A 24,004-nucleotide genomic window follows, 5' to 3' on the forward strand; every position below is an offset into this window, starting at 1 on the left:
GCCGCGAATCGTGCTCAGGGCTCCAGATGGAGTTCCTGGATCTTGCGCGTGATCGTGTTGCGGCCGATGCCGAGCCGCTCCGCGGCCTCGACCTTGCGGCCGCGCGTGAAGTCGAGCGCCTCGCGAATCACGGCCGCCTCGAAGCGGCGTGCGAGTTCGTCCATCACGTCGGCCGAGTTCTCGCGCAACAGCCGTGCGACTTCGGTACGCAAGCCATGCTCCCAGACCGGATAGCCCGCCGGTGCGCCGCCGTTCGGCGCGGCTGCGACGGGCGCGGACACCGCCGGCAGCGCACCGAGCGCCGGTTGCGCGAGCGCAGCCTCGCCACCGCTGCCGTGCGCATCCGTGCCGTCTCCCGTCGCGCCCACCGGCGCACCGGCCGGCACGAGGTCGGGCGGCAGGTCCTTGATCTCGACCGTCTGCGCGGGCGCCATCACGGTCAGCCAGTTCGCGAGGTTCTCGAGCTGGCGCACATTGCCGGGAAACGCCAGCGACGTGAGGTAAGCCAGCGCTTCGTCGGACACGCGCTTCGGCTCGACGCCGAGATCGCGCGCGCTCTTCTGCAGGAAGTGGCGCGTGAGCAGCGCGATGTCCTCGCTGCGCTCGCGCAGCGGCGGAAGGCGCAGCCGGATCACGTTGAGCCGGTGGTAAAGGTCCTCGCGGAACAGCCCCTGCCTCACGCGCGATTCGAGATTCTGGTGCGTCGCGGCGATCACGCGCACGTTCGCGCGCAGCGGGTTGTGGCCGCCGACCCGATAGAACTGCCCGTCCGACAGCACGCGCAACAGGCGTGTCTGCAGGTCGAACGGCATGTCGCCGATTTCGTCGAGGAACAGCGTGCCGTTCTCGGCCTGCTCGAAGCGGCCCTGCCGCGTCGTCTGCGCGCCGGTGAACGCGCCGCGCTCGTGGCCGAACAGCTCGGATTCGAGCAGGTCCTTCGGAATCGCCGCGGTGTTCAGCGCGATGAACGGCCCGTTCGCACGCGGGCTGTGACGGTGCAGCGCACGCGCGACGAGCTCCTTGCCGGTGCCCGATTCGCCGGTGATCAGCACGGTCGCGGCCGAGTGCGACAGGCGGCCGATCGCGCGGAACATGTCCTGCATCGCGGGCGCCTGGCCGAGCATCTCGGGCGCCTCGGCCACGCGCTCGTCCTGCGGCGCGCCGCCGCGCAGGCTTTCCTCCACCGCGCGGCGGATCAGCTCGACCGCCTTGTCGACGTCGAACGGCTTCGCGAGATATTCGAATGCGCCGCCCTGGAACGCCGCGACGGCGCTGTCGAGATCGGAGAACGCCGTCATGATGATGACGGGCAGGCCCGGCAGGCGCTCGTGCATCGCCTGCAGCAACTCGAGGCCCGAGCCGCCCGGCATCCGGATGTCGGATACGAGCACCTGCGGGGTCTCGTGGTCGAGCGCGGCCAGCGCGTCACGCACGTTCGCGAAACTCTTCGTCGCGAAGCTGTCCCGGGCGAGCGCCTTTTCGAGCACCCAGCGGATCGATTGGTCGTCGTCTACTATCCAGATCGGCTTCATAGGTCGGTCAGATATTGGTGAATCTGGTGAATCGCCATGCTGCCGCTCAATGGTCGAGCGGCAGCAGGATCTGAAATTCGGTACGTCCGGGCCGGCTTTCGACCTCGATCATCCCGTCGTGCTGCTGCACGAACGTCTGCGCGAGCGTGAGGCCGAGGCCGCTGCCGTCGTCGCGCCCGGACACGAGCGGGTAGAAGATCCGGTCGCGGATTTCCTCCGGAATGCCGGGCCCGTTGTCGATCACGTGCAAGTCCAGTGCCAGCCGGTACAGGCGCTTCGCGATCGTCACCTTGCGCGCAATGCGCGTGCGCAGCTCGATCTTCGCGTCGCCCTGCGCGATGCGTTCGCGCAGCGCCTGCGCGGCGTTGCGCACGATGTTGAGCAGCGCCTGGATCAGTTGCTCCTTGTCGCCGCGCAGGTCCGGCACGCTCACGTCGTAGTCGCGCTCGATCGTGAGCCCGCGCGGGAATTCCGCGAGCATCACCGCGCGCACGCGTTCGCATACTTCATGAATGTTCACGTCGCCGACGATGTGCGGGTGCCGGTGCGGCTCCAGCAACCGGTCGACGAGCGTCTGCAGGCGGTCGGACTCCTTGATGATCACCTGCGTGTATTCGCGCAACTCGCCGCGCTCGCGCTCGCCGAGCTCGAATTCGAGCAGCTGGGCTGCGCCGCGAATGCCGCCGAGCGGGTTCTTGATCTCGTGCGCGAGGTTGCGGATCAGTTGCTTGTTGACCGCGGTCAGGCCGTGGATGCGCTCCTCGCGATCGGTGCGCGACTGCCGCTCGTTCTCGAACAGCTCCACGAGCACGAAATCGGGCGCGGTCTCGAGGAAGCCGACGATCGCATGCACATGCAGCGGTTCGCGGCCGGGCCGGTCGAGCACGGTGTCGAGGTGCGTCGCGTGAAAGCGTTCCTCGCCGATCGCGGTGATCGTCGATGCCAGCTCGTTCGCATTCGGAAAGATCTCGCCCCACGGCCGCTGCGCGAGCTGCCGGCGCGAAATGTCGAGCATCGCCTCCGCGGACGGGTTCGCGAACGCGATCCGCAGCGTCTTGCGATCGAGCACGATCACGACCGTCGGCAGCGCTTCCAGCCCCGCCAGCAGGCCCGAGCGTGCGAGCCGCTCGTCGTCCGTCAGTCGCTCGGGCTGCCCCGTTTTCGCCTTGATCAGATTCTTCAGAACCATCTGCGTGCTTGTCGCGCCTCAACGGGCCAGAAAAGGAAAAATCACCGGAACAAAAAAGGGACGGCTGGACGCCGCCCCTTTCAGACTCCGCCGTTCCCGCCGCAGGCCGCGCGACGGGAACGAACCGGCATGACGGCGCTGAATCGAAGCGCCATCGCCGATTAGAGCGAGTAGTACATCTCGAACTCGATCGGGTGCGTCGTCATGCGGAACTTCGCCAGCTCCTGCTCCTTCAGCGCGAGGTACGCGTCGAGCATGCCGTCCGTGAACACGCCGCCACGGGTCAGGAACTCGCGATCCTTGTCGAGCGCTTCGATTGCCTGGTCGAGACCCGCGCAGACGGTCGGGATCTTTGCATCCTCTTCCGGCGGCAGGTCGTACAGGTTCTTGTCCGCGGCTTCGCCCGGATGGATCTTGTTCTGGATCCCGTCGAGGCCTGCCATCATCAGTGCCGAGAACAGCAGGTACGGGTTCGCCATCGGATCCGGGAAGCGCGTTTCGATACGGCGGCCCTTCGGGTTCGACACGTGCGGAATGCGGATCGATGCCGAACGGTTGCGTGCCGAGTAGGCGAGCTTGACCGGTGCTTCGAAGTGCGGGACCAGACGCTTGTACGAGTTCGTCGTCGGGTTCGTGATCGCGTTCAGCGCACGGGCGTGCTTGATGATGCCGCCGATGTAGAACAGCGCCAGTTCCGACAGGCCGGCGTAGCCGTTACCCGCGAACAGGTTCTGACCGTCCTTCCAGATCGACTGGTGAACGTGCATGCCCGAACCGTTGTCGCCGACGACCGGCTTCGGCATGAAGGTTGCCGTCTTGCCGTACGAGTGCGCGACGTTGTGGATGATGTACTTCGACCATTGCGTCCAGTCGGCGCGCTGAACCAGCGTCGAGAACTTCGTGCCGATTTCGTTCTGGCCCTGGCCCGCCACTTCGTGGTGGTGCACTTCGACCGGGATGCCGAGCTGTTCGAGCAGCAGGCACATTTCCGAGCGCATGTCCTGGAACGTGTCGACCGGTGCGACCGGGAAGTAGCCGCCCTTCGTGCCCGGACGGTGGCCCGTGTTGCCGCCTTCGAATTCCTTGCCGGCCGACCACGGTGCTTCTTCCGAGTTGATCTTCACGAAGCAGCCCGACATGTCCGTGTTCCACTGGACCGAGTCGAAAATGAAGAATTCCGGTTCCGGACCGAAGTAGGCCGTGTCGCCGATGCCCGTGCTCTTCAGGTACGCTTCCGCGCGCTTCGCGAGCGAACGCGGGTCGCGCTCGTAGCCCTTGCCGTCGGCCGGCTCGACCACGTCGCAGGTCAGCACCAGGGTCGACTCTTCATAGAACGGGTCGATGAAGGCAGCGGTCGGGTCCGGCATGAGCAGCATGTCCGACGCCTCGATGCCCTTCCAGCCGGCGATCGACGAGCCGTCGAATGCATGGCCGCTTTCGAACTTGTCTTCGTCAAACGCCGAAACCGGCACCGACACGTGCTGTTCCTTGCCGCGCGTATCCGTGAAGCGGAAATCGACAAACTTGACGTCCTCGTCCTTCACGAGCTGCATGACGTCGGCGACGGTTTTACTCATAACCTCTTCTCCTGATTGAACAATTCCGGCGGACTGGGAACCGCCTCGTTTATCGAGCTGACCGGGGTCTTGCTTTGGCGCAGCGCGCCCCGATTCGACCGAATTCTATAAAGCAGCTTCCGTGCCACCTATGCGCGAGATTGGCGCGAATCGCGCCGGCGCTCGTCGCGACGGGGCTGTGCTGCGCAATTCCGGGGCTCCGCTGCGCCCCGCCCGCCAACCCAAAGCACCGACATGGTGCAACCATCGCGGCGCGCCCTGCTCGTCGAATCATCTTGGTGCGTGCGCACCATTCTGCACTCTTTTGGTGAGCGCGTGTGGGGTGCGCATACCGTACCCCAGGCGGATATCCGTGCCGCGACGCCGCGCTAGAATGCTCGTTTGACCGATAGGAGACTCCCTGCCATGAGTACGCTCGACCAGCTTTACGCGAAGGCCGACGAACGCCGCGCACAAGCCTCGCTCAACTACGCCGGGGCACTGCTGCCGGCCGAGGCCTTCGAACTGCTGCAGCTCGATCCGTCGGCGCGCCTCGTCGACGTGCGCACCCGCGCCGAACTCGACTGGATCGGGCGCCCGCTCGTCGGCGACGGCCAGTACCTGCACCTCGAATGGACGCGCTACCCGGGCGGCGTGCCGAACGCCGAATTCGTCAACGAACTGAAGGCGGCCCTCCCGGCCGATACGCCTATCCTGTTCCTGTGCCGCAGCGCCGCGCGCTCGAAGCTCGCCGCGATCGCCTCCACGCAGGCCGGCTTCACGAAGGCCTTCGACCTGCTCGAAGGCTTCGAGGGCGCGAAGGACGCCGAAGGCCACCGCAAGACGGTCGAAGGCTGGTGCTTCCGGAAACTGCCGTGGATCGGCGCCTGACGGCACGCCGCTCCCGCCGGTGACGAAACCCCATCGTCGAGCCGGGCGATGACATGCCGATGACGGGCCGCGTTGCGCGGCCCGTGGTTTTTGCGTGACTGATCGAGGAGCCGCTCAGGCGCGCGGCGTGTCGGGTTCGACGACGTCGCCGCCGAGCAGGTGCACACCTTCGCGCAGCTTCACGTACGCGGCCGCGACCGCTTCCGGTTCGCCCTTCACACCAAGGTCGATGTGACGGCGCGCGTAGATCCCGCCGCGCTCCGCATCGCCGACGCTCGGCAGGCTGAACACGCGCACGCCCGGGAAATCGCGCTCGATGCGTTCCATCAGCGGCGTGAGCGTCGATTCCGGCAGTTCGAACACGTACAGCGAGCGCTCCGCGTGCGGCGTCGCGTGATGCAGGTGCGCGTACTTCGTGTCGAGCACCCATTCGATCATCGGCCACGCCATCACCGGGAAGCCCGGCACGAAGTGCAGGTCGCCGACCGAGAAGCCGGGAATCCGGTTGTAGCCGTTCGGAATGATCGTCGCGCCCACCGGGAACACGCCCATGTTGAAGCGGTGCTGGTTCTCCGGCGACTCGAAATCGACCGGCGTGGCCGGATCGGCGTGCGTTTCGCGGATCCGCTCGGAAATCAGCACCTTCGCTTCCGGATGCAGCTCGAGCGGCACGCCGAGCGCGGCGGCCGCGCACTGGCGCGTGTGGTCGTCCGGCGTCGCGCCGATCCCGCCCGTCGAGAACACGATGTCGCCCGACGCGATCGCGCGTGCGAGGGTCGCCGTGATGCGCGCCGGATCGTCGCCGACGTATTCGGCCCAGTCGAGCGCGAGGCCGCGCGCGCCGAGCAGCTCGATGACTTTCGCCAGATGCTTGTCCTGCCGGCGGCCCGAAAGGATTTCGTCGCCGATGATGATGATGCCGATGCTCATGCCTGCCCCATGTCGATTGCGGTGGCGCGCGAACTCGCGCGCAGGTCCTCCAGCGCGCGCAGGCAGTAATGCCCGAACCACAGCGCCGAGAAGACGAGGATGAAAGCGTATACCCAGATCATGGCCGCCGCGACGAACGGGAACAGCACCATCATCCAGACCGACGATACCCACACGAAGGTCGGCACGGTGCCGAGCAGCCCGGTCGCGACGCCGATGCCGATCAGCGGCCAGCGGTGCCGCCGCACGAGCGCCCGGCGCTCGTCGCGGCTCGCGTGCAGCGCGAGCGCGTCGTAGGTCATCACGCGGTAGGTGAGCCAGCCCCAGATCACCGGCGGCAGCAGCGCGAAGAACGGCGGAATCAGCCACAGCGGGATCGTGACGACCAGCACGACGACGCCGGCCAGCGCCGCCCCCAGCGAATTGAACACGCTGCCGAAGAAGGTGCCGCCCCGCTTCGGCTCGAGCGCCGCGAACTGGCGGTTCGCGAGGTGCTTGATCACGACCGGCATCGAAATCGTCGCGATCAGCAGCAGCACGGTCAGCACGATCAGCGGAATCGCGAGCGACACGACCACGAACGGCGCGACGACCGCATGCAGCTGCGACATGCCGATCGCGTCGAACGCGCGGTACAGCATGGCCGTCAGCACGAAGCCGTCGAGCGCGCCGCGTGCGAGGTCCAGCAGCGACTGCCACGAGAACCACAGCACGACGCCCCACAGGACGGCCGAGACGAGAAACGGCATCAGGGTGAGCCACAGCATGCGCGGATGCAGTGCACTCGCCAATGCGCGGACGAAGGAACGCAGCAAGTCGTTCATGCGAGCCTGTATCGACGGAGAAAAACGGGGAAAGGATAAACCACGCGGCCCGCATGCGCCAAAGCACATGCGGGCCGCGTGGGAGAGCCGCTCAAGACGGGAATGGCCGGATCAGGCCGATGCAGCGCCGCGCTTGGCGGGGAACAGGCGCCGGAAGATCCGCACGAACGCGAGGCCGTGCTGCGCCCAGAAACCGTCGCCGTAGGACACGCCCTCGACCTGGTCGCGGATGCCGGTCGGCTCGACCGTGCGGTTCCACGACGCGGTGCCGAACATCATGTCCCACCACGGGAACAGCACGCCGAAGTTGCAGCCGTACTTCGTGCCTTCGTGGCCGTAGCCGACCGCGTGGTGGCGGCGGTGGAAGATCGGGCTCACGAACAGGCGCTCGCCGAGCCAGCCGAACGACAGCCGCGCATTCGTGTGCTGAATGCTCTGCATGAAGTTCGTGAACGCGGTCAGCACGACGAACTGCGACGGCGTCACGCCGATCACGAGCGCGATCGCCGCGAAGAAGCACGACTGGATCACGTCGTCGAGCACGTGGTTGCGGTCATCGCACCACAGCGACATCTGGCGCTGGCTGTGATGCACCGCGTGCAGTTCCCACCAGACGCCGAACTTGTGCTGCCAGCGGTGATACCAGTAGCCGGCGAAGTCGAGCACGACGAGATAGATCGCGAACGTGACGATCGGTTTCGAGGTCACGCCCGGCCACAGGTAGTCGAGGTTGAGGTTCGCGACGCCGTGCAGGCGCAGCCACGCCTGGAAGTTGTCGAACAGCGGCTGCAGCGCGAAGAAGAAGAACAGAGAGTAGATGCCGAGCTTCGCGATCGCCGTGTAGATCACGTCGACCCGCACGGCCCGGCGGTTCGTCCAGCGCTCGACGGGCAGCAGCGCCTCGAGCGGGCGCAGCAGCACGAACATCAGCACCATCTGCAGCGCCCCGACAATCACCCAGTACAGCGCGTCGTAGGTGTCCTCGTCATAGTCCATCAGGTTGAACTTGAAGAGGAGCGGCTGCACGACGTCGACGTACAGCCAGGTCTGGATGTCCGATACGAATGCATCGATCAGGTGCAGCATCGTTCTCCCCCGCCCGTCACGCGCCGTTCGCGGCGCGCCACGGCGCGCGGTCGTAGAAATAGATGCCGTGCGGCGAGCGGCCGACGGCGATCGTCTGCACCAGCTTGCGCGACGCCAGGTCGATGATCCCGACCTTCTTCGCGAAGCGGAACGTCACCCACAGCGACTTCTTGTCGGCGGACAGCTCCATGTCGTCCGGGCCCGGCAGCAGGCCGGTGATGTCGCCGACGTTGGTGAGCGTGTTCTCGTCGATGATGCTGATCGTGTTCGCGACCCGGTTCGTGACCGCGACATGCGTGCCATCGGCGAGCGAGCGGAAGTTGTGCGCGCCCTTGCCGGTGTAGATCTGCTTGACGACCTTCTGGTTGCGCCAGTCGACCACCGCGACGTAATCCGCGCCGGTCATCCCGACGAGCAGGTACTTGTCGTCCGGCGTGAGCCACAGGCCGGCCGGCACCTTGCCGACCTTCATCTTCCACTTGACCGTCTGCGTCGGCAGGTCGATCGCCGCGATCTCGCCGGAAACCTGCAGCGACACGAGCAGCGTCTTGCTGTCCTTCGTGAACGCGAGGTGGCTCGGCATCACCTCGAGCGGCACGCGCTTCACGAGCTTCAGGTCGCGGCCGTCGTAGCCGTAGATGTCGACGCGGTCGAGGCGCAGGCCGGCCGCCGCGAACCATTTACGGTCGGGCGAGAAGCCGAGCTGGTAAGGATCGTCGATCCCTTCGACGGTGCGCTGCAGCTTGCCCGTCTTCGGATCGAGGAACATCAGGCTGTTCGAGACCGAATTTGCAACGATCAGCGACGAATTGTCGGGCGTCGCCATCAGGTGGTGCGGTTCCTTGCCGGTCGGCATCGTGGCGACGACCTGGCGGGTCTGCTGGTCGATCAGGGACAGCGTCGCTTCAGCCGAATTGAGGATGATCACGTTATTCGCGTGGGCGGCGGGCGCCAGCACGGCGGCGGCCAGCGCGAGCGTGCGGCCGAGGGAAAGGAAAGTGCGCATGAAGACTCACGTCGTGGAACAACCGTCATTGTAAAACGTTCAACCGGCCCGGCCGGTTGACCGAAGCCGGCTTTGCGCCACTTCGACGCTTGCCGCGGCGGCCCTGACGGCCGGCGCGGCAAGCGCCGCGCGGCCGGCCGGGGCCGGCCGCCGGTGCGGGCCCGGGAAACCGATGTTGCGCTAGCGCTGCATCGACTCCCAGACCTTGTGCAGACGCTTGACAGAGACAGGCATCGGCGTACGCAGTTCCTGCGCGAACAGCGAAATCCGCAGTTCCTCGAGCAGCCAGCGGAATTCCGCGAGCCGCGCGTCGGCGACGCCGCCGCGCTGCGACACCGCGCGCTGGTACTGCTGCGCGAGCGGCAGCAGGTCGGCCGACTGCTTCGCGTCGCGCGCCGGGTCGGCCTTCAGCTTGTCGATCCGCAGCGCGATGCCCTTCAGGTAGCGCGGGAAGTGCGCCAGTTGCGCGTACGGCGTATCGATCACGAAGCGCTTGCCGACCAGCGCGGCGAGCTGCTGCTGCAGGTCCGCATGCGCCTGCGCGAACGGCTTCGCCTGCGTGAGCTTCTTCACGAGCCCCGCGTATTCGGCCAGGATCTGCCCGACCAGCCGCGCGATTTCCTGCGCGAGCAGGTTCAGGCGGCTCCGGCCCTCGTCGCGGCGTGCGTGGAAGCTCGCGTCGTCGTCCGGCAGCGGGTCCTGCAGGCATGCGCGGTCGAGCGCCGTGTCGATCAGCTGGTCGCGCAGCTCGTCCTGCGTGCCGAGCGACATGTACTGCATCGCCATCTCGCGCAGGCCCGGCAGGTTCTTCTCGAGGAACTTGATCGGCTCCTTCAGCTGCAGCGCGAACAGCCGCCGCAGGCCGGCCCGGTGGATGCGCGCGGCCTCCTCCGGCGAATCGAACACCTCGACGTCGCAATGCGTGCCGCGATCGACGAGCGCCGGGTAGCCGTACAGCGTCTGGCCGCGCCGGCGGATCTCCAGCAGCTCGGGCAGCTTGCCGAAATTCCACGTCGTGAGGTTCTCGTACAGCGCGGTCGCACCGGCTTCCGCCGGCGTGGCCGTCTGCGGCGCCGCGCCCTTGCCGCCCTTCGCGTTGCGGCCGGGCGCGCCGGTCGTCGCGGCCGTGGCCGGCGCCTGGCCGATCGGCTCGCCGCCATCGGCATCGCCGCCGGCCGCGATCGTCGACGCCGCCGCGATCTTCTGGAACTGCTGCTGCGCCTGCGCGCCCAGCTCCTGGCGAAGCTGCGCGAGATTGCGCCCCATCGCGAGCTGGCGGCCGTGCTCGTCGATCACCTTGAAGTTCATGAACAGGTGCGCGGGCAGCGTTTCCAGCTTGAAGTCGGCCGTTTTCATCGCGATTTGCGTTTCACCGCGCACGTCGGCGATCAGCGCCTCGACGAGCCCGCCCGCGCCGAAGCGCTCGCGGCCCATCCGCTCGACGAAGCCGGCCGCGTACTCGGGCAGCGGCACGCAATGCCGGCGCAGCTTCTGCGGCAGCGACTTCAGCAGCAACTGCACCTTTTCCTTGAGCATCCCCGGCACCAGCCACTCGCAGCGGCGCGCGTCGACCTGGTTCAGCGCATACAGCGGCACCGCGAGCGTCACGCCGTCGCGCGGCGTGCCGGGCTCGAAGTGATACGTGAGCGCCATCTCGACGCCGGCCATCGTCGCGCGCTTCGGGAACAGCTCGGTCGTCACGCCGGCCGCCTCGTGGCGCATCAGGTCGTCGCGCGACAGGTACAGCAGCCGCAGCTTGTCCTCGGGCTGGCCGCTCTTCTTCACCTCGTCGCGATACCAGCGCTCGAACGCGGCGCCCGTGTGAATCCCTTCCGGAATCGCCTGGTCGTAGTACGCGTAGATCAGTTCGTCGTCGACCAGCACGTCCTGCCGGCGCGACTTGTGTTCGAGCTGCTCGATGTCGGCGAGCAGCTTGCGGTTGTGCGCGAAGAACGCGAGCTTCGTGTCGAACTCGCCCTCGACCAGCGCACCGCGGATGAACAGCTCGCGTGCGCGCGACGGATCCTGCTTGCCGAATGCGACGCGCCGGCGATGGTAGATCGGCAGCCCGTACAGCGTCGCACGCTCGTACGCGCTGACCTGCGCCGGGCGCTTTTCCCAGTGGGGCTCCGACAGCGATTTCTTCAGCAAATGCGCGCCGATCTTCTCGACCCATTCGGGCTCGATCTTCGCGAGGCAGCGCGCGTACAGCCGGCTCGTCTCGACGAGCTCGGCCGCCATCACCCAGCGGCCGGCCTTCTTCGCGAGCACGGAGCCCGGCCACAGGTAGAACTTGATCCCGCGCGCGCCGAGATAATGCGGATCGTCGTCGGCCTTCAGGCCGAGGTTGCCGAGCAGGCCCGTCAACAGGGCCAGATGGATCTGCTCGTAAGTCGCCTCGACTTCGTTCAGGCGCCAGCCGTGCTCGCGCACGACGGTCAGCAGTTGCGAGTGGACATCGCGCCATTCGCGCAGCCGCAGGTGCGACAGGAAATTCTGCCGGCACGCGTCGATCAGTTGCCGGTTCGACTTCTTGTGCGCGACGGCCTCTTCGAACCACGCCCAGATCTTCAGCCACTGCAGGAATTCGGAACGCTCGTCGGCGAACCGGCGGTGCGCCTGGTCGGCCTGCTCCTGCGCTTCGATCGGACGGTCGCGCGGATCCTGCACGGACAGCGCGCTCGCGATGATCAGCACCTCGCGCAGCGACTGCTGGTCGCGCGCGGCAAGAATCATCCGGCCGACGCGCGGGTCGAGCGGCAGCCGCGCGAGTTCGCGGCCGAGCGGCGTCAGCGCGTTGTCGTCGTCGACCGCGCCGAGTTCATTGAGCAACTGGTAGCCGTCCGCGATCGCGCGACCGGGCGGCGGCTCGAGGAACGGGAACGATTCGATCGCGGTGAGATGCAGCGACTTCATCCGCAGGATCACCGACGCGAGCGACGAGCGCAGGATTTCCGGGTCGGTGAAGCGTGCGCGCGCCTGGTAGTCGCTTTCCTCGTACAAGCGGATGCACACGCCGTCGGCCACCCGGCCGCAACGGCCCGCGCGCTGGTTCGCGGCCGCCTGCGAGATCGACTCGACCTGCAGCTGCTCGACCTTGTTCCGGTACGAATAGCGCTTCACGCGCGCGAGGCCGGTGTCGACGACGTAGCGGATGCCCGGCACCGTCAGCGAGGTTTCGGCCACGTTGGTCGCGAGCACGATCCGGCGCGCGTTCGACGCCTTGAACACCTTGTCCTGGTCGGCCGCCGAGAGCCGCGCGAACAGCGGCAGGATCTCGGTGTGCGGCGGATGGTGCTTGCGCAGCGCCTCGGCCGCTTCACGGATCTCGCGCTCGCCGGGCAGGAACACCAGCACGTCGCCGGGGCCTTCGCGGCACAGCTCGTCGACCGCGTCGACGATCGCGTCCATCAGGTCGCGCTCGGCTTCGCGCGCGGTCTTCACGCGGTCGCGGCCGGCCGTGCCTTCGGCGTGCTTGACGGCCGGGCGATCCTCGGCCACCGGCCGGTAGCGCATCTCGACCGGATACAGCCGCCCGCTCACCTCGATCACGGGCGCGGGACGCTCGTCGGTGCCGAAATGGCGCGCGAAGCGATCGGCGTCGATCGTCGCGGACGTGACGATCAGCTTCAGGTCCGGCCGCCTCGGCAGGATTTCCTTCAGGTAGCCGAGCAGGAAGTCGATGTTCAGGCTGCGCTCGTGCGCCTCGTCGATGATCAGCGTGTCGTACGCCTTCAGCAACGGATCGGTCTGCGTCTCGGCGAGCAGGATCCCGTCCGTCATCAGCTTCACGGACGCGCCCGGCGCGAGATTGTCGGTAAAGCGCACCTTGTAGCCGACCACTTCGCCGAACGGCGTGCCGAGTTCCTCGGCGATCCGGCGGCCGGTGGACGACGCAGCGAGGCGGCGCGGCTGCGTATGGCCGATCAGGCCCGTGCCGCCGGCGCCGAGGCCGCGGCCGAGATCGAGACAGATCTTGGGCAGCTGCGTGGTCTTGCCCGAGCCGGTTTCGCCGCAGACGATGACAACCTGATGACCGGCGATCGCGCGCGCGATTTCGTCGCGCTTGCCCGACACGGGCAGGCTTTCGGGGTACGTGATCGGCGGGACCGGGTTCGGCGCGACGACGGCGCGCGGCGGACGCTCGCGGCGCGGCGCGCGCTCGCCCGTTGCAACGGATGCATCCTTCGCGGCCGGCTGGCGCGCGTCGCCGCGCGATTCGTCGCCGCGCGGCCCGCGCGGCGCGTGTGCAGGCTTGTCCGCCTGCCGTTCCTGCTGCCGGCGCGGCGGCTGGCCCTGCTGCTGGCGTGCATCGGCCGCACCATCCGGGTGCCGGGCCGACGGCGCTTTGGCCCGCGTCGGCGCGGGACTTTTAGGTACATTCGACATGGGGGCGCATTATAATCCCGCCCATGAATTCCCAAACCGACCTCCCTCCCGCCCAGACCGGCGCCACGACGCCGCCGGCCGCCGACGACTCGGCCGCCAGTCACGCGCAGTTCGTCGACTGGATGCGCTCCGTCGCGCCCTATATCCACAAGTTCCGCAACAGCACGTTCGTCGTGGGGTTCGGCGGCGAGGTGGTGCAGCAGGGGCTGCTGAATGCGCTCGTGTCCGACATCGCGCTGCTGCAGGCGATGGGTATCCAGATCGTGCTGGTGCACGGCTCGCGCCCGCAGGTCGAGGAGCAGCTGAGCCTGCACGGTGTCGAATCCGAGTTTTCGCACGGGCTGCGCATCACGGACGCGCGCGCGCTCGAATCCGCGAAGGAAGCGGCCGGTGAAGTGCGCCTCGACATCGAGGCCGCGATCAGCCAGGGTCTGCCGAACTCGCCGATGGCGCACGCGCACATCAGCGTCGTGTCGGGCAACTTCGTGACCGCGCGGCCGGTGGGGATTCTCGACGGGGTCGATTTCGCGCACACGGGCATCGTGCGCAAGATCGACGCCGAATCGATCCGTCATTCGCTCGCGAGCCGCAAGCTCGTGCTGCTGTCGCCGCTCGGCTTCTCGCCGACCGGCGAAGCGTTCAACCTGTCGATGGAAGATGTGGCGTCGGCCGCCGCGATCGCGCTGCGCGCCGACAAGATCATCTTCCTGACCGAAGCGCCGGGCATCGTCGACGACGAAGGCGAGCTGGTCCGCGAAATGTCGCTCGACGCGGCCGCCGAGTTGCTCGATTCCGGCAACGTCCAGGGTGACGACGCGTTCTTCCTGAAGCACTCGATCCGCGCGTGCCGCGGCGGCGTGACCCGGGCCCACCTGATTCCGCAATCGCTCGACGGCAGCATGCTGCTCGAACTGTTCCTGCACGACGGCGTCGGCACGATGATCTCGTACGAGAACCTCGAAAGCCTGCGCGAAGCGACGCCGGACGACGTCGGCGGCATCCTGTCGCTGATCGAGCCGCTCGAGTCGGACGGCACGCTGGTGCGGCGCGGCCGCCACCAGATCGAACGCGACATCGACCACTTCTCGGTGATCGAGCACGATGGCGTGCTGTTCGGCTGCGCGGCGCTGTATCCGTACCAGCAGGAGAAGATCGGCGAGATGGCGTGCCTGACGGTCGCGCCGGAAGCGCAGGGCTCGGGCGACGGCGAACGCCTGCTCAAGCGTATCGAGCAGCGCGCCCGCGCGCGCGGCCTCACACATATCTTCGTGCTCACGACGCGCACCGAGCACTGGTTCCTCAAGCGCGGCTTCGTCAAGGTCAGCGTCGACGACCTGCCGGAAGACCGCCGCAAACTCTATAACTGGCAGCGCAAGTCGCTCGTGCTGATGAAACAGCTCTGAGCGCAGGCACGACTGCCCTCCCCCAGTCCGATTACAGGAGAAGTACACGATGGCTCGAATGATCCAATGCGCGAAGCTCGGCAAGGAAGCCGAAGGCCTCGATTTCCCGCCGCTGCCGGGCGAACTCGGCAAGCGCATTTACGAGAGCGTCTCGAAGGAAGCGTGGCAAGGCTGGCTCAAGCAGCAGACGATGCTGATCAACGAAAACCGCCTGAACATGGCCGACCCGCGCGCGCGCCAGTACCTGATGAAGCAGACGGAGAAGTACTTCTTCGGCGACGGCGCGGATCAGGCGTCCGGCTACGTGCCGCCGACGGAAGGCTGATGACGCGATCGCGCGCGGCCGGCGCAAGTTGCCGGCCACGCGCTGCGGAGAAAGCGGCACCGTGTTTCGCACGGTGCCGTTTTCTTTTTGGGCGCGCGCGTTCGGTGCGTTCCGGCGTCCCGTCGTTGCGGCGTTGCGCGCGGCTCAGCCAGCCGGCTTCAACGCACCGCCCTCGCCCGGCTGCCCGTTCCCGCCGGCCGCGGCTTCCGCACTGCCGCCTTCGGTGCCCCATTCGGCCGCGTCGCTACGCTCGGCCGTCGACAGTTCGTCCGCGCGATACCCGGTGCGATTGAGCAGCGCCAGCATGCAGACGAGCGATACGAGCGCGTAAAGCCCAGATGCGACCGCGACGCCGACGATGCTGCCGGTCGAATTGAGGATCGCCTGCGCGAGCACGGGCGTGCCGCCGCCGACGACGAGCGCGCTCAGTTGATACGCGAGCGACAGGCCCGTGTAGCGGATGTTCGCCGGGAACACGCGCGCGAGCACGCCGCCGACCGCGCCATAGAACATCGCCGACGGAATCGTCGAGATGCACATGCCCGCGACGGCCACCCAGTACGACCGCGTCGCGAGCGCATGGAACATCACGGGCATCAGCACGATTTCCGGAATCAGGATCCAGCACATCGCGCGACGCATGTCGACCTTCGACACGAACCACGCGCCGACCGGCTGCATCAGGAACTGCACGACGAGCGAGATCGACAGGATGCCGAGGAACGTGCCCTGCGCGTAGCCGAGCGCCTTCGTCGCCCACGACAGCGCGAACGTGCTGCGGAAGTACGTGACGTTGATCACCGGCAGCGTGCCGGCCGCGAGCAGCACGACGACCCAGTGATCGCGCACGACGTCGCGCAGCGGCAGCTTCACGGTGCGCTTGCGCGCGAGCACGCGCTGCATGTCGGCCGACTCCTCGAGCTTCAGCCGGATCACCATGCCGATGATCACGAGCACGGCCGACAGCAGGAACGGAATGCGCCAGCCCCACATCAGGAACGACGGGGTGGGCAGCGCGCTCAGCGCGAAGAACGCGGCAGTCGCGAGCAGGTTGCCGGTGGGCGAGCCCTGCTGCGCGAACGCCGCATACAGGATGCTGCGATGCTTCGGCGCGTTCTCGCTCGCGATCAGCACCGCGCCGCCCCACTCGCCGCCGACCGCGATGCCCTGCAGCACGCGCAGCACGACGAGGCCGGCCGGTGCCCAGACGCCGATCTGCGCATAGCCGGGCAACAGGCCGATGCCGGTCGTGGCCAGCCCCATCATCACCAGCGTGATAACGAGCGCCGTCTTGCGGCCGACACGGTCGCCGAGATGCCCGAACGCGATGCCGCCGAGCGGGCGCGCGGCGAAGCCGGCCCAGAACGTGACGAACGCCAGCAGCGTCGCGACGCCGGGATCCATCGTGCTCGAAAAGAACACCTTGCCGAACACGAGCGCCGCGGCCGTGCCGTAGATGTAGAAGTCGTACCACTCGATCGTAGTACCGACGAACGCCGCGAAGGCGGCGCGGCCGGGCCGCGGTTGCGGTGCGGCGGTCGGGGATTGCGGACGGCTCATCGATGTCTCCATTTTTCGTGATCGGCGGCGCGACTGTCGCGCGCCTTGCCGGTTGGCCGGCCTTGCGCCGCCGGCTGGCGGGTTGGGCCTACGTTGCGTTGCCTTGCATCGGGTTGGGCCAGCAGCGCAAGCTCGCCTGCCGGGCGGCTCGAACGGTCACGTCGCCTCCGGTTCGGCTTTCAGCACGCCGGCATCGAGCAGTTGCTGCTGGAGCGCGGGATCGACGCCGAGGCGCTCGAGCACCGCGCGCGTGTCGCCGCCGAGTGCGGGCGGCGGCGAACGATAGGTGGCCGGCGTGCGCGACAGCTTCACCGGCGACGCCGTGCCACGATACGCGCCGATCTCGACGAACAGGTTGCGGTGCAGCGCATGCGGATCGTGCGCGACGTCGGCCACCGTGCGCACCGGCCCGCACGGCACGCCGGCCGCCATCAGGTCGCGTGCGAGCGGCTCGCAGGCATGCGCGGCGAGCCGCGCTTCCAGTTCGGCCTTCAGCTCCGGCCGGTGCGCGCAGCGGCTGCGGTTGTCGACGAAGCGCGGATCGCTTGCGAGCGCCGGCACGCCGAGATACGCGACGAGCCGCGCGAACTGCCGGTCGTTGCCGACCGCGAGGAAGATCGGCACGCTCGCCGTGCGGTAGCTGTCGTACGGCGCGATGTTCGGATGCGCGTTGCCGCTGCGCGCCGGTACGCGCCCGGAGCCGAAGAAGTTCGGCAGGTGCGGATGCAGCAGCGACACGCCGCAGTCGTACAGCGCAATGTCGATCGACTGCCCTTGCCCGCTCCGCTCCCGCTCCGCGAGCGCCAGCAGGATGCCCGCGAGCGCATTGAGGCCCGTGACCATGTCGACGATCGGCAAGCCGATGCGCGTCGCATCGCCGTCGCGCTCGCCGTTCACGCTCATCAGCCCCGCCATCGCCTGGATCACCGCGTCGTAGCCCGGCAGCCCGCCGAGCGGGCCGCCTTCGCCGAAGCCCGTCACCGCGCAGTGGATCAGGCGCGGGAAGCGCGGCTGCAGGTCGCGCGCGTAGTCCATCCCCCAGCGCGCGAGCGTGCCGGGCTTGAAGTTCTCCACGAGCACGTCGGCCTCTTCAAGCAGGCGCCACAGGATCGCGCGCCCCTCGTCGCGCGACAGGTCGAGCGCGAGCCCTTCCTTGTTGCGGTTGACGCCCATGAAATACCACGCGGTATCGCCGAGGAACGGCGGCCCCCAGCCGCGCGTCTCGTCACCGTCCGGCGGCTCGATCTTGACCACCGTCGCGCCGTGGTCGGCGAGCGCCTGCGTGCAGTACGGGCCGCCGAGCACGCGGCTCAGGTCGACGACCTTCAGGCCGTCCAGTGCGCCACGCGTCGTGCTCATCGTTCGACCTCCGGCAGCAGGTCGAGGGCGGTATCGAGCGCGACCGGCGTGCCGCGCAGCAGTGCGCCGTATGCGGCCGATTCATCATCGCGCGACGCCGGCGCGAGCGGATCGACCGGCAGCAGCTTGTGGCGCACGACCAGGTGCGCGAGCGCGAGCCGCCGGAAATCCGGCGCGAGCCGCACGCCCTCGCAGGCCATCAGCACGGCTGCGCTCGCGTAGTACAGCGCGGACGCGGCCTGCCGCACGCGAGCGTCGTCACCCTCGGCCGCGACCCGCATGAGCGCGTCGCAGGCACGCGCGAGGATGCGCCGCAGCGCCGCACGGCTCGCATCGGGCAGCGGCGCTGCACCGAGGCGGTCGCCGAGGAACGTGCGCAACGCGTCGAGCGCGTGCTCGCGCTGCGCGGCCCGCGCGACATCGAGCGCGACGATGTTGCTCGTGCCCTCCCAGATCGAGCCGAGATGCGCATCGCGCACGATGCGCGCATCGCTCCATTCCTCGATGTAGCCGGTGCCGCCGCGCACTTCCATCGCATCGCCCGTCACGCGCCGCGCATCGCGGCACGCGCGGAACTTGATCAGCGGCGTCAGGATCCGCACGCAGCGCGCGGCCTGCTCGTCGCCGGCTTCAGCCTGCGGCAGCAGCAGTGCGATCTGCATGAACATCGCGCGCGCGGCCTCGGCCGGCAATAGCATCTTCAGCAACTGGCGTTGCATCAGCGGCATCTCGATCAGCTTGCGGCCAAAGGCCTCGCGATGCGCGGCAACGTGCAGCGCTTCGTTCAGCGCGCGCCGCATCAGCCCCGCCGCACGCACGCCGTTCGACAGCCGCGACAGGTTGATCATGTCGGCCATCTGGTGAAAGCCGCGGCCGATCTCGCCGATCAGGTAAGCCTGCGCGCCTTCGAGCGCGATCTCGCCGCTCGCCATCGACCGGCTGCCGAGCTTGTCCTTCAGGCGCACGATCCGGTAGCGGTTGCGCGTGCCGTCCGGCAGCGTCTTCGGCAGCAGGAACAACGCGAGGCCCTTGATGCCGTCCGGCGCACCGTCGGGGCGCGCGAGCACCATCGCGAGATCGGCGTCCGCGTTCGAGCAGAACCATTTGTCGCCATGCAGGCGCCAGGTCGTCTCGCCGTGCGCGTCCGTCTCGCGCGTCGCGCGCGTCGTGATGCGGCCGACGTCGGATCCGGCCGCCTGCTCGGTCATGAACATCGCACCCTGGTACAGCGTGTCGAAATCGCGCGACGCAAGCATCGGCAGGTAGCGCGCGACCAGTGCCGGATCGCCGTGGCGGCGCAGCGTGTGCGTCAGCGAATCGGTCATGCTGACCGGGCAGCACAGCCCGAATTCGGCCTGCACGAACAGGAACGTCAGCGCGTACTTGACGAGCGGCGGCACGGCATCCGGCTGATGGCTCAGCGACGCGAGCCCGAGTTCCGAATACGCGACGCGCTCGAGCGCGACGTAGGCAGGGTCCTTGTCGATCCGCTGCACGGCCTCGCCGCGCCGGTTGCGGTACTCGAGCACGGGCGGATGCTTGTCCGCGCGCGACGCCCATTCGTCGAGCTCGCCCGACACGCGCGCGCCGAGCGCGCGCAGTTGCGGTTCGAGCTCGGCGTAACGCGCGTCGCCCAGGTGCAGCTTCAGGAGCGCGCCGAAATCGGGATCGACGGTGAAGAAATTGACGCCCCGGCTGTCGGGGATGTTGGATGCGCCGGCGGCCGGCGTGCGATCGGTGTCGTTCATGCGTGCGTCTCCGTTGCGGAGCGGAGCGGGCGCCATGCGCCTTTCCCGCTCCCGTATTTCGCGGCCGGAGCGCGTCGGCGTGCCGACACCGCCCGGTCCCGCGTCAATCTTTCGGAAGAGCGTAGGCTGGCGATCGATAAGCGTCCAATACAGGATTTATCCGGTACGATAGACAACACTTATCGATGCCGGCGCCGGGAGGAGACCCGATGGAACTCAGGCAGTTGCGCTATTTCGTGGCGGTCGCCGAGGAGCTGCATTTCGGGCGCGCGGCGAAGCGCCTGTTCATCTCGCAGCCGGCGCTGAGTTTCGACATCCGCAAGTTCGAAGAAGCGCTCGGCGTGCAGCTGTTCTCACGCACCAACAAGACCGTCGCGCTGACCAACGCGGGCGAGGTGCTGCTCGGCGAAGCGCGCCGGCTGCTGCTGCAGGCGGCCGAAGCAGAACGCCTGACGGCGCGCTCCGCGTCGGGCCTCGCGGGCAGGCTGCGGATCGGCTTCGTCCATTCGATGCTGTATCGCGGGCTGCCCGACGCGGTGCGGCGCTTCGAGGCTGACTATCCCGGTGTCGAGATCGTGTTGAGCGAGATGAACTCGCACGCGCAGGTGCAGGCGATCCAGCGCGGCCAGATCGATCTCGGCTACGCGCATTGGGGGCACTTCCCGCCCGAGGTCGACGCGACGCCCGTCTATGCGGAACCGTTCGTCTGCTGCCTGCCCGCCGATCATCCGCTCGCGAAGCGCAAGCAGGTCGCGCTCGCCACGCTGGCCGCGGAGCCGTTCATCCTGTTCCCGCGCGAAGCCGCGCCGCACTATCACGACCTGATCATCGCGCAATGCGTGAACGCCGGCTTCAGCCCGCTGATCCGTCACGAGGCGCGACTGTGGCAAACCATCCTGTCGATGATCGAGTTCGGGATGGGCGTCGCGCTCGTGCCGCGCGTGCTGCAGCAGGTGAAGAGCGAGCGGCTCGCGTTCCGCCCGCTGAAGGATGCGTCGCTCGAATCGCGCACGCACGCGCTGAAGCGCAGCGGTACCGCGGAACCGGTCGCGCTGCGCTTCGCCGACTACGTGCGCGCGTCGATCGACGCGCTGCCCGCGCTCGAAGGGTGAGCGCGGGCGCCGCCGTTACTTCGCTTCCGGCTGGAGCACCGGCTGCGCGCGGCGATACCACACCGCATAGACGACCGACAGCACGACGAGGAACGGGATGCCGAAGATCAGCGTCATGTGGAATTCCGGCGTGAAGTACGTGGTCACCGTCACCGCGAACATCAGGCCCGCGCCAAGCAGCGTCAGCAGCGGAAAGCCGCGCATCCGGAACGCGGGCGCCGGCAGACCGAGCGCCGCCCGGCGACGCCGGAAACAGTAGTGCGTGACGAAGATCATCATCCACACGAACAGTGCGCCGAACATCGACACCGACATCATGATCGTGAACGATGCGTCCGGATACAGCACGCTCAGCACCGTCGCCAGCGCGATGCCGAGTGTCGACAGCATCAGCGCGCCGAACGGCACGCCGCGCGCGTTCACCTCGCCGAGCGCCTTCGGCGCATGCCCGGCGCGCGACAGGCTGAACATCATCCGGGTCGTGATGTAGAGCTGGCTGTTCATCGCGGACAGCGCGGCGATCAGCACGACGAAGTTGATCAACCCGGCCGCGCCCGGCAGGTGGATCGCCTCCATCACCTTGACGAACGGGCTCTCGTCGCGCCCCGCCGTCGTCCACGGCACGATCGCGAGCATCAGCGCGAGCGTGACGAGGTAGAACAGCACGAGCCGCACGATCGTCGAGCGGAACGCGCGCGTCACCGCGCGCTCCGGATCCTCCGCTTCGCCGGCCGCAACCGCGATCATCTCGATGCTCAGGTAGCTGAAGATCGACACGATCACGGCGACCCACATCCCCCATACGCCCTTCGGAAAGAAGCCGCCGTGCTCGGTGTAAAGATGAAAGCCCGCGCGCGTCGCACCGCCGCCGACCAGTTCCGGATTACCGAACACCACGTACGCGCCGAGCAGGATGAAGCCGACGATCGCCGCGATCTTCACGACCGAGAAACCGTATTCGACCGCGCCGAACACGTCGACGCTGCGCGCGTTGACGAACACGAGCAGCGCCGAGAAGCCGACGATCCACAGCCAGCCCGGCACGCCCGGGAACCAGTACTTCATGTACAGCGCAATTGCGGTGACCTCGGTGCCGACCGCGAGCACGATGCACGCCCAGTACGCATAGCGCACCAGAAACCCGGCCCACGGGCTCACGTAGTGTTCGGCATACGCGCCGAACGAGCCGGACGTCGGGTGCGCGACCGTCATCTCGGCGAGACAGCCCATCAGCAGCAGCGAGATGAACGCGCCGATCGCGTAGCTGACGAGCACGCTCGGCCCCGCGAAGCCGATCGCGAAGCCGCTGCCGAGAAAAAGCCCGGTGCCGATCGCGCCGCCGATCGCGATCATCGCCATCTGCCGCGCGGAAAGCGTGCGGCGCAGACCCTGCTCGCGCGCCGCGATGTGCTGGAATTGCCCTTCTGATTGCATCGAATGACCTCGTTCGAAAGCGATTGTCCGGTCGAAACGTCGACGGCGCACGGACCGGCGCCGGACCGCACCGGTCGCCGCGCGCCGCGTGCTCAGAACATGTGGCGCAGGCCGGCCGCGACACCCGTCTGGTTGCCGCGTCCCGGCATCTCGGTGAGCGCGCCGCCCGTGACGCGGTTGTAGTCGAGCGTCGCGTAGACCTGCGTCGCCTTGGACAGCGCGTACTCGGCCTCGAGCACACCCGTGCAGCGCTTGCCGCCGTTGCCCGCGACGCCGTTCACGTTGCGGATGTCGTCGTAGTACGCGACGCCCGTCACCGACACGGCCGGCGTGAACCGGTAGCTGGCCCCCGTATAGAAGAGCGTATCGCGGCGCGGGTTGTCCGCGAACGATCCGTAGGTGACCTGGCGGCCCGGCGCATTCAGCAGGTCCTGGTCGAGCACGCCGGAGCGGTCGATGCCGCCGAGGTAGCCGGCGTACAGCGTCGCCGCGCCGAACGCATAGCGCGCGCCTGCGCCCCACGCCTGCTGTGCGCGGCTCGCCAGGTCGCGCACCTGCTGGTACGTCGCGCCGACCATCAGCCCGCCCTGCGTGTACGACACGTGCGTGCCCCAGTACGCTTGCGCGCCGAGGCTGCCCGCGACACCACCGAAGCCGTAGCTCGCGCCGACGTTGAACCCGCCGAACGTGCCGTCGTAGCTGACGACGTTGCTCACACGGCCCTGCGTGAGGAAGTACGGCCACATGTTGGCCGTGTAGTTGCCGACCGTCAGCGGATCGAGGTCGCCGAACAGGTTGAACGCCTCGGTCGCCTGGCGGCCGAGCTTCACCGCGCCCCAGTCGCTCGCGAGGCCGACATACGCATAGCGGCCGAACAGCGCGCCGTCGAGTTGCCCGTTCTGCGGCTCGAAGCCGCTTTCCAGCCGGAAGATCGCCTTCAGCCCGCCGCCGAGCGCCTCGCTGCCCTTCAGGCCCCAGCGGCTGTTGGTAATCGCACCGTTGGTCATCTGCACGCTGGCGTCGTTCGATGCGTCGGCATGCGTCGTGTAGCGAATGCTCTGGTCGACGATCCCGTACAGCGTCACGCTGCTTTGCGCCATCGCGCCGCTTGCGGCGAGCAGCCCCGCCATCGTTGGCAGTGCGAATCGGTGAATGCTCTTCATGTTCTCCTCCATTCCTGTTATCGATTGTTGGTCATTGTGGTTGTGGGTGCTGCACGCCGCACGGAGGCGGCGGACTCCGTGGCTACGCGCGCCCGGCCGGCAGCGCGACGTACGCGACCAGTTCGACGCGCATCGCCGGATGCGCGAAACCCTGCACGCCGACGCACGTGCGGTTCGGATACGGTTCACGAAAATGGCGCCGGTATTCGGCGTCGAATTCGGGCATCGCCTGCACGTCGGACAGGTAGACGAGCACCTGCGCGACGTCATCCATCGTCGCGCCCGCCGCCGCGACGGCCTTCGCGAGATTGCCGAGCGTGAGGCGCGCCTGCTCGGTCATCGTGTCGCCGGCGATCGCGCCGGATGCGTCGACCGGCCCGTGGCCGGTGAACATCAGGCCGGCCGCGCGGGTCGCCCACGAGAACGGCTGCGCGAGCTGCGGCAAGTCGACCGGGATCGTGTCTGCCATCGTGTGCTCCTTCGGTTCGAGGTCGGGA

At 67.9% G+C, this 24,004-nt stretch carries 18 protein-coding genes; 4 read left to right on the forward strand and 14 right to left on the reverse strand.

Annotated features, from left to right (window positions below):
- Positions 1-14 precede the first annotated feature (14 nt).
- The 3 genes from ntrC to glnA form a co-directional block, all read right to left on the reverse strand.
- The gene (gene ntrC / locus LXE91_RS17370; protein WP_039364807.1) at positions 15-1,532 is read right to left on the reverse strand and encodes a nitrogen regulation protein NR(I); all 1,518 of its coding nucleotides are present in this window, start codon (positions 1,530-1,532) and stop codon (positions 15-17) included.
- A 46-nt stretch (positions 1,533-1,578) separates the two neighbouring features.
- Entirely contained in the window at positions 1,579-2,721 is a 1,143-nt protein-coding gene (glnL, locus tag LXE91_RS17375) for a nitrogen regulation protein NR(II) (protein ID WP_278068101.1), read from the reverse strand.
- A gap of 161 nt (positions 2,722-2,882) precedes the next feature.
- Positions 2,883-4,298, reverse strand: a complete 1,416-nt coding sequence (glnA, locus tag LXE91_RS17380; protein WP_039364811.1) for a type I glutamate--ammonia ligase — start codon at positions 4,296-4,298, stop codon at positions 2,883-2,885.
- 405 nt (positions 4,299-4,703) lie between these two features.
- On the opposite strand from glnA, the gene LXE91_RS17385 reads away from it, so the two are divergent.
- A complete protein-coding gene (locus tag LXE91_RS17385) occupies positions 4,704-5,168 on the forward strand; it encodes a rhodanese-like domain-containing protein (protein ID WP_039364814.1) in 465 nt (154 codons plus the stop codon).
- 114 nt (positions 5,169-5,282) lie between these two features.
- Here LXE91_RS17385 and LXE91_RS17390 read toward each other — a convergent pair whose 3' ends face one another.
- The 5 genes from LXE91_RS17390 to hrpA form a co-directional block, all read right to left on the reverse strand.
- Positions 5,283-6,098: a competence/damage-inducible protein A gene (locus tag LXE91_RS17390; protein WP_039364816.1), complete on the reverse strand. Its 816-nt coding sequence runs from the start codon at positions 6,096-6,098 to the stop codon at positions 5,283-5,285.
- Positions 6,095-6,922 (reverse strand): EI24 domain-containing protein, encoded by an 828-nt coding sequence (locus tag LXE91_RS17395; RefSeq protein WP_039364818.1) that lies wholly within the window; start codon positions 6,920-6,922, stop codon positions 6,095-6,097. The genes LXE91_RS17390 and LXE91_RS17395 overlap by 4 nt, the downstream gene beginning before the upstream one ends.
- A gap of 111 nt (positions 6,923-7,033) precedes the next feature.
- Positions 7,034-8,008, reverse strand: a complete 975-nt coding sequence (locus LXE91_RS17400) for a sterol desaturase family protein (RefSeq protein WP_039364820.1) — start codon at positions 8,006-8,008, stop codon at positions 7,034-7,036.
- A 16-nt stretch (positions 8,009-8,024) separates the two neighbouring features.
- Positions 8,025-9,014 carry a YVTN family beta-propeller repeat protein gene (locus LXE91_RS17405; RefSeq protein ID WP_039364822.1) on the reverse strand — a complete coding sequence of 330 codons (990 nt, stop codon included), beginning with the start codon at positions 9,012-9,014 and terminating at the stop codon, positions 8,025-8,027.
- A 180-nt stretch (positions 9,015-9,194) separates the two neighbouring features.
- The gene (gene hrpA / locus LXE91_RS17410; protein ID WP_039364824.1) at positions 9,195-13,403 is read right to left on the reverse strand and encodes an ATP-dependent RNA helicase HrpA; all 4,209 of its coding nucleotides are present in this window, start codon (positions 13,401-13,403) and stop codon (positions 9,195-9,197) included.
- A gap of 23 nt (positions 13,404-13,426) precedes the next feature.
- Between hrpA and argA the strand changes: the two genes are divergently transcribed.
- Together argA and LXE91_RS17420 are read left to right on the forward strand one after the other, a co-directional pair.
- Complete coding sequence (argA, locus tag LXE91_RS17415; RefSeq protein ID WP_039364826.1) at positions 13,427-14,806, forward strand: amino-acid N-acetyltransferase; 1,380 nt, start codon at positions 13,427-13,429, stop codon at positions 14,804-14,806.
- 49 nt (positions 14,807-14,855) lie between these two features.
- Positions 14,856-15,131: an oxidative damage protection protein gene (locus tag LXE91_RS17420; protein ID WP_006478357.1), complete on the forward strand. Its 276-nt coding sequence runs from the start codon at positions 14,856-14,858 to the stop codon at positions 15,129-15,131.
- Positions 15,132-15,275: 144 nt separating this feature from the next.
- On the opposite strand, the gene LXE91_RS17425 is transcribed toward LXE91_RS17420, so the two are convergent.
- The 3 genes from LXE91_RS17425 to LXE91_RS17435 all read right to left on the reverse strand — a co-directional run bounded on the left by LXE91_RS17425 (position 15,276) and on the right by LXE91_RS17435 (position 19,798).
- Positions 15,276-16,691, reverse strand: a complete 1,416-nt coding sequence (locus tag LXE91_RS17425) for an MFS transporter (protein WP_039364830.1) — start codon at positions 16,689-16,691, stop codon at positions 15,276-15,278.
- A gap of 156 nt (positions 16,692-16,847) precedes the next feature.
- A complete protein-coding gene (locus LXE91_RS17430; protein ID WP_039364832.1) occupies positions 16,848-18,050 on the reverse strand; it encodes a CaiB/BaiF CoA transferase family protein in 1,203 nt (400 codons plus the stop codon).
- Positions 18,047-19,798 carry an acyl-CoA dehydrogenase family protein gene (locus LXE91_RS17435; RefSeq protein ID WP_039364834.1) on the reverse strand — a complete coding sequence of 584 codons (1,752 nt, stop codon included), beginning with the start codon at positions 19,796-19,798 and terminating at the stop codon, positions 18,047-18,049. Before LXE91_RS17435 ends, LXE91_RS17430 begins: the two co-directional genes overlap by 4 nt.
- A 209-nt stretch (positions 19,799-20,007) precedes the next feature.
- Between LXE91_RS17435 and LXE91_RS17440 the strand changes: the two genes are divergently transcribed.
- Positions 20,008-20,910, forward strand: a complete 903-nt coding sequence (locus tag LXE91_RS17440) for a LysR family transcriptional regulator (RefSeq protein ID WP_039364836.1) — start codon at positions 20,008-20,010, stop codon at positions 20,908-20,910.
- Between the two features lie 15 nt (positions 20,911-20,925).
- Here the strand turns inward: LXE91_RS17440 and LXE91_RS17445 are convergent, their stop codons facing one another.
- The 3 genes from LXE91_RS17445 to LXE91_RS17455 all read right to left on the reverse strand — a co-directional run bounded on the left by LXE91_RS17445 (position 20,926) and on the right by LXE91_RS17455 (position 23,976).
- The gene (locus tag LXE91_RS17445; RefSeq protein WP_039364838.1) at positions 20,926-22,344 is read right to left on the reverse strand and encodes an amino acid permease; all 1,419 of its coding nucleotides are present in this window, start codon (positions 22,342-22,344) and stop codon (positions 20,926-20,928) included.
- Between the two features lie 92 nt (positions 22,345-22,436).
- Positions 22,437-23,507, reverse strand: a complete 1,071-nt coding sequence (locus LXE91_RS17450; protein WP_321200137.1) for a porin — start codon at positions 23,505-23,507, stop codon at positions 22,437-22,439.
- A gap of 82 nt (positions 23,508-23,589) precedes the next feature.
- Positions 23,590-23,976, reverse strand: coding sequence for a RidA family protein (locus tag LXE91_RS17455; protein WP_039364843.1), 387 nt, complete (start codon positions 23,974-23,976; stop codon positions 23,590-23,592).
- Positions 23,977-24,004: the final 28 nt, after the last annotated feature.

Source organism: Burkholderia contaminans (assembly GCF_029633825.1).
GTDB classification, from domain to species: domain Bacteria; phylum Pseudomonadota; class Gammaproteobacteria; order Burkholderiales; family Burkholderiaceae; genus Burkholderia; species Burkholderia contaminans.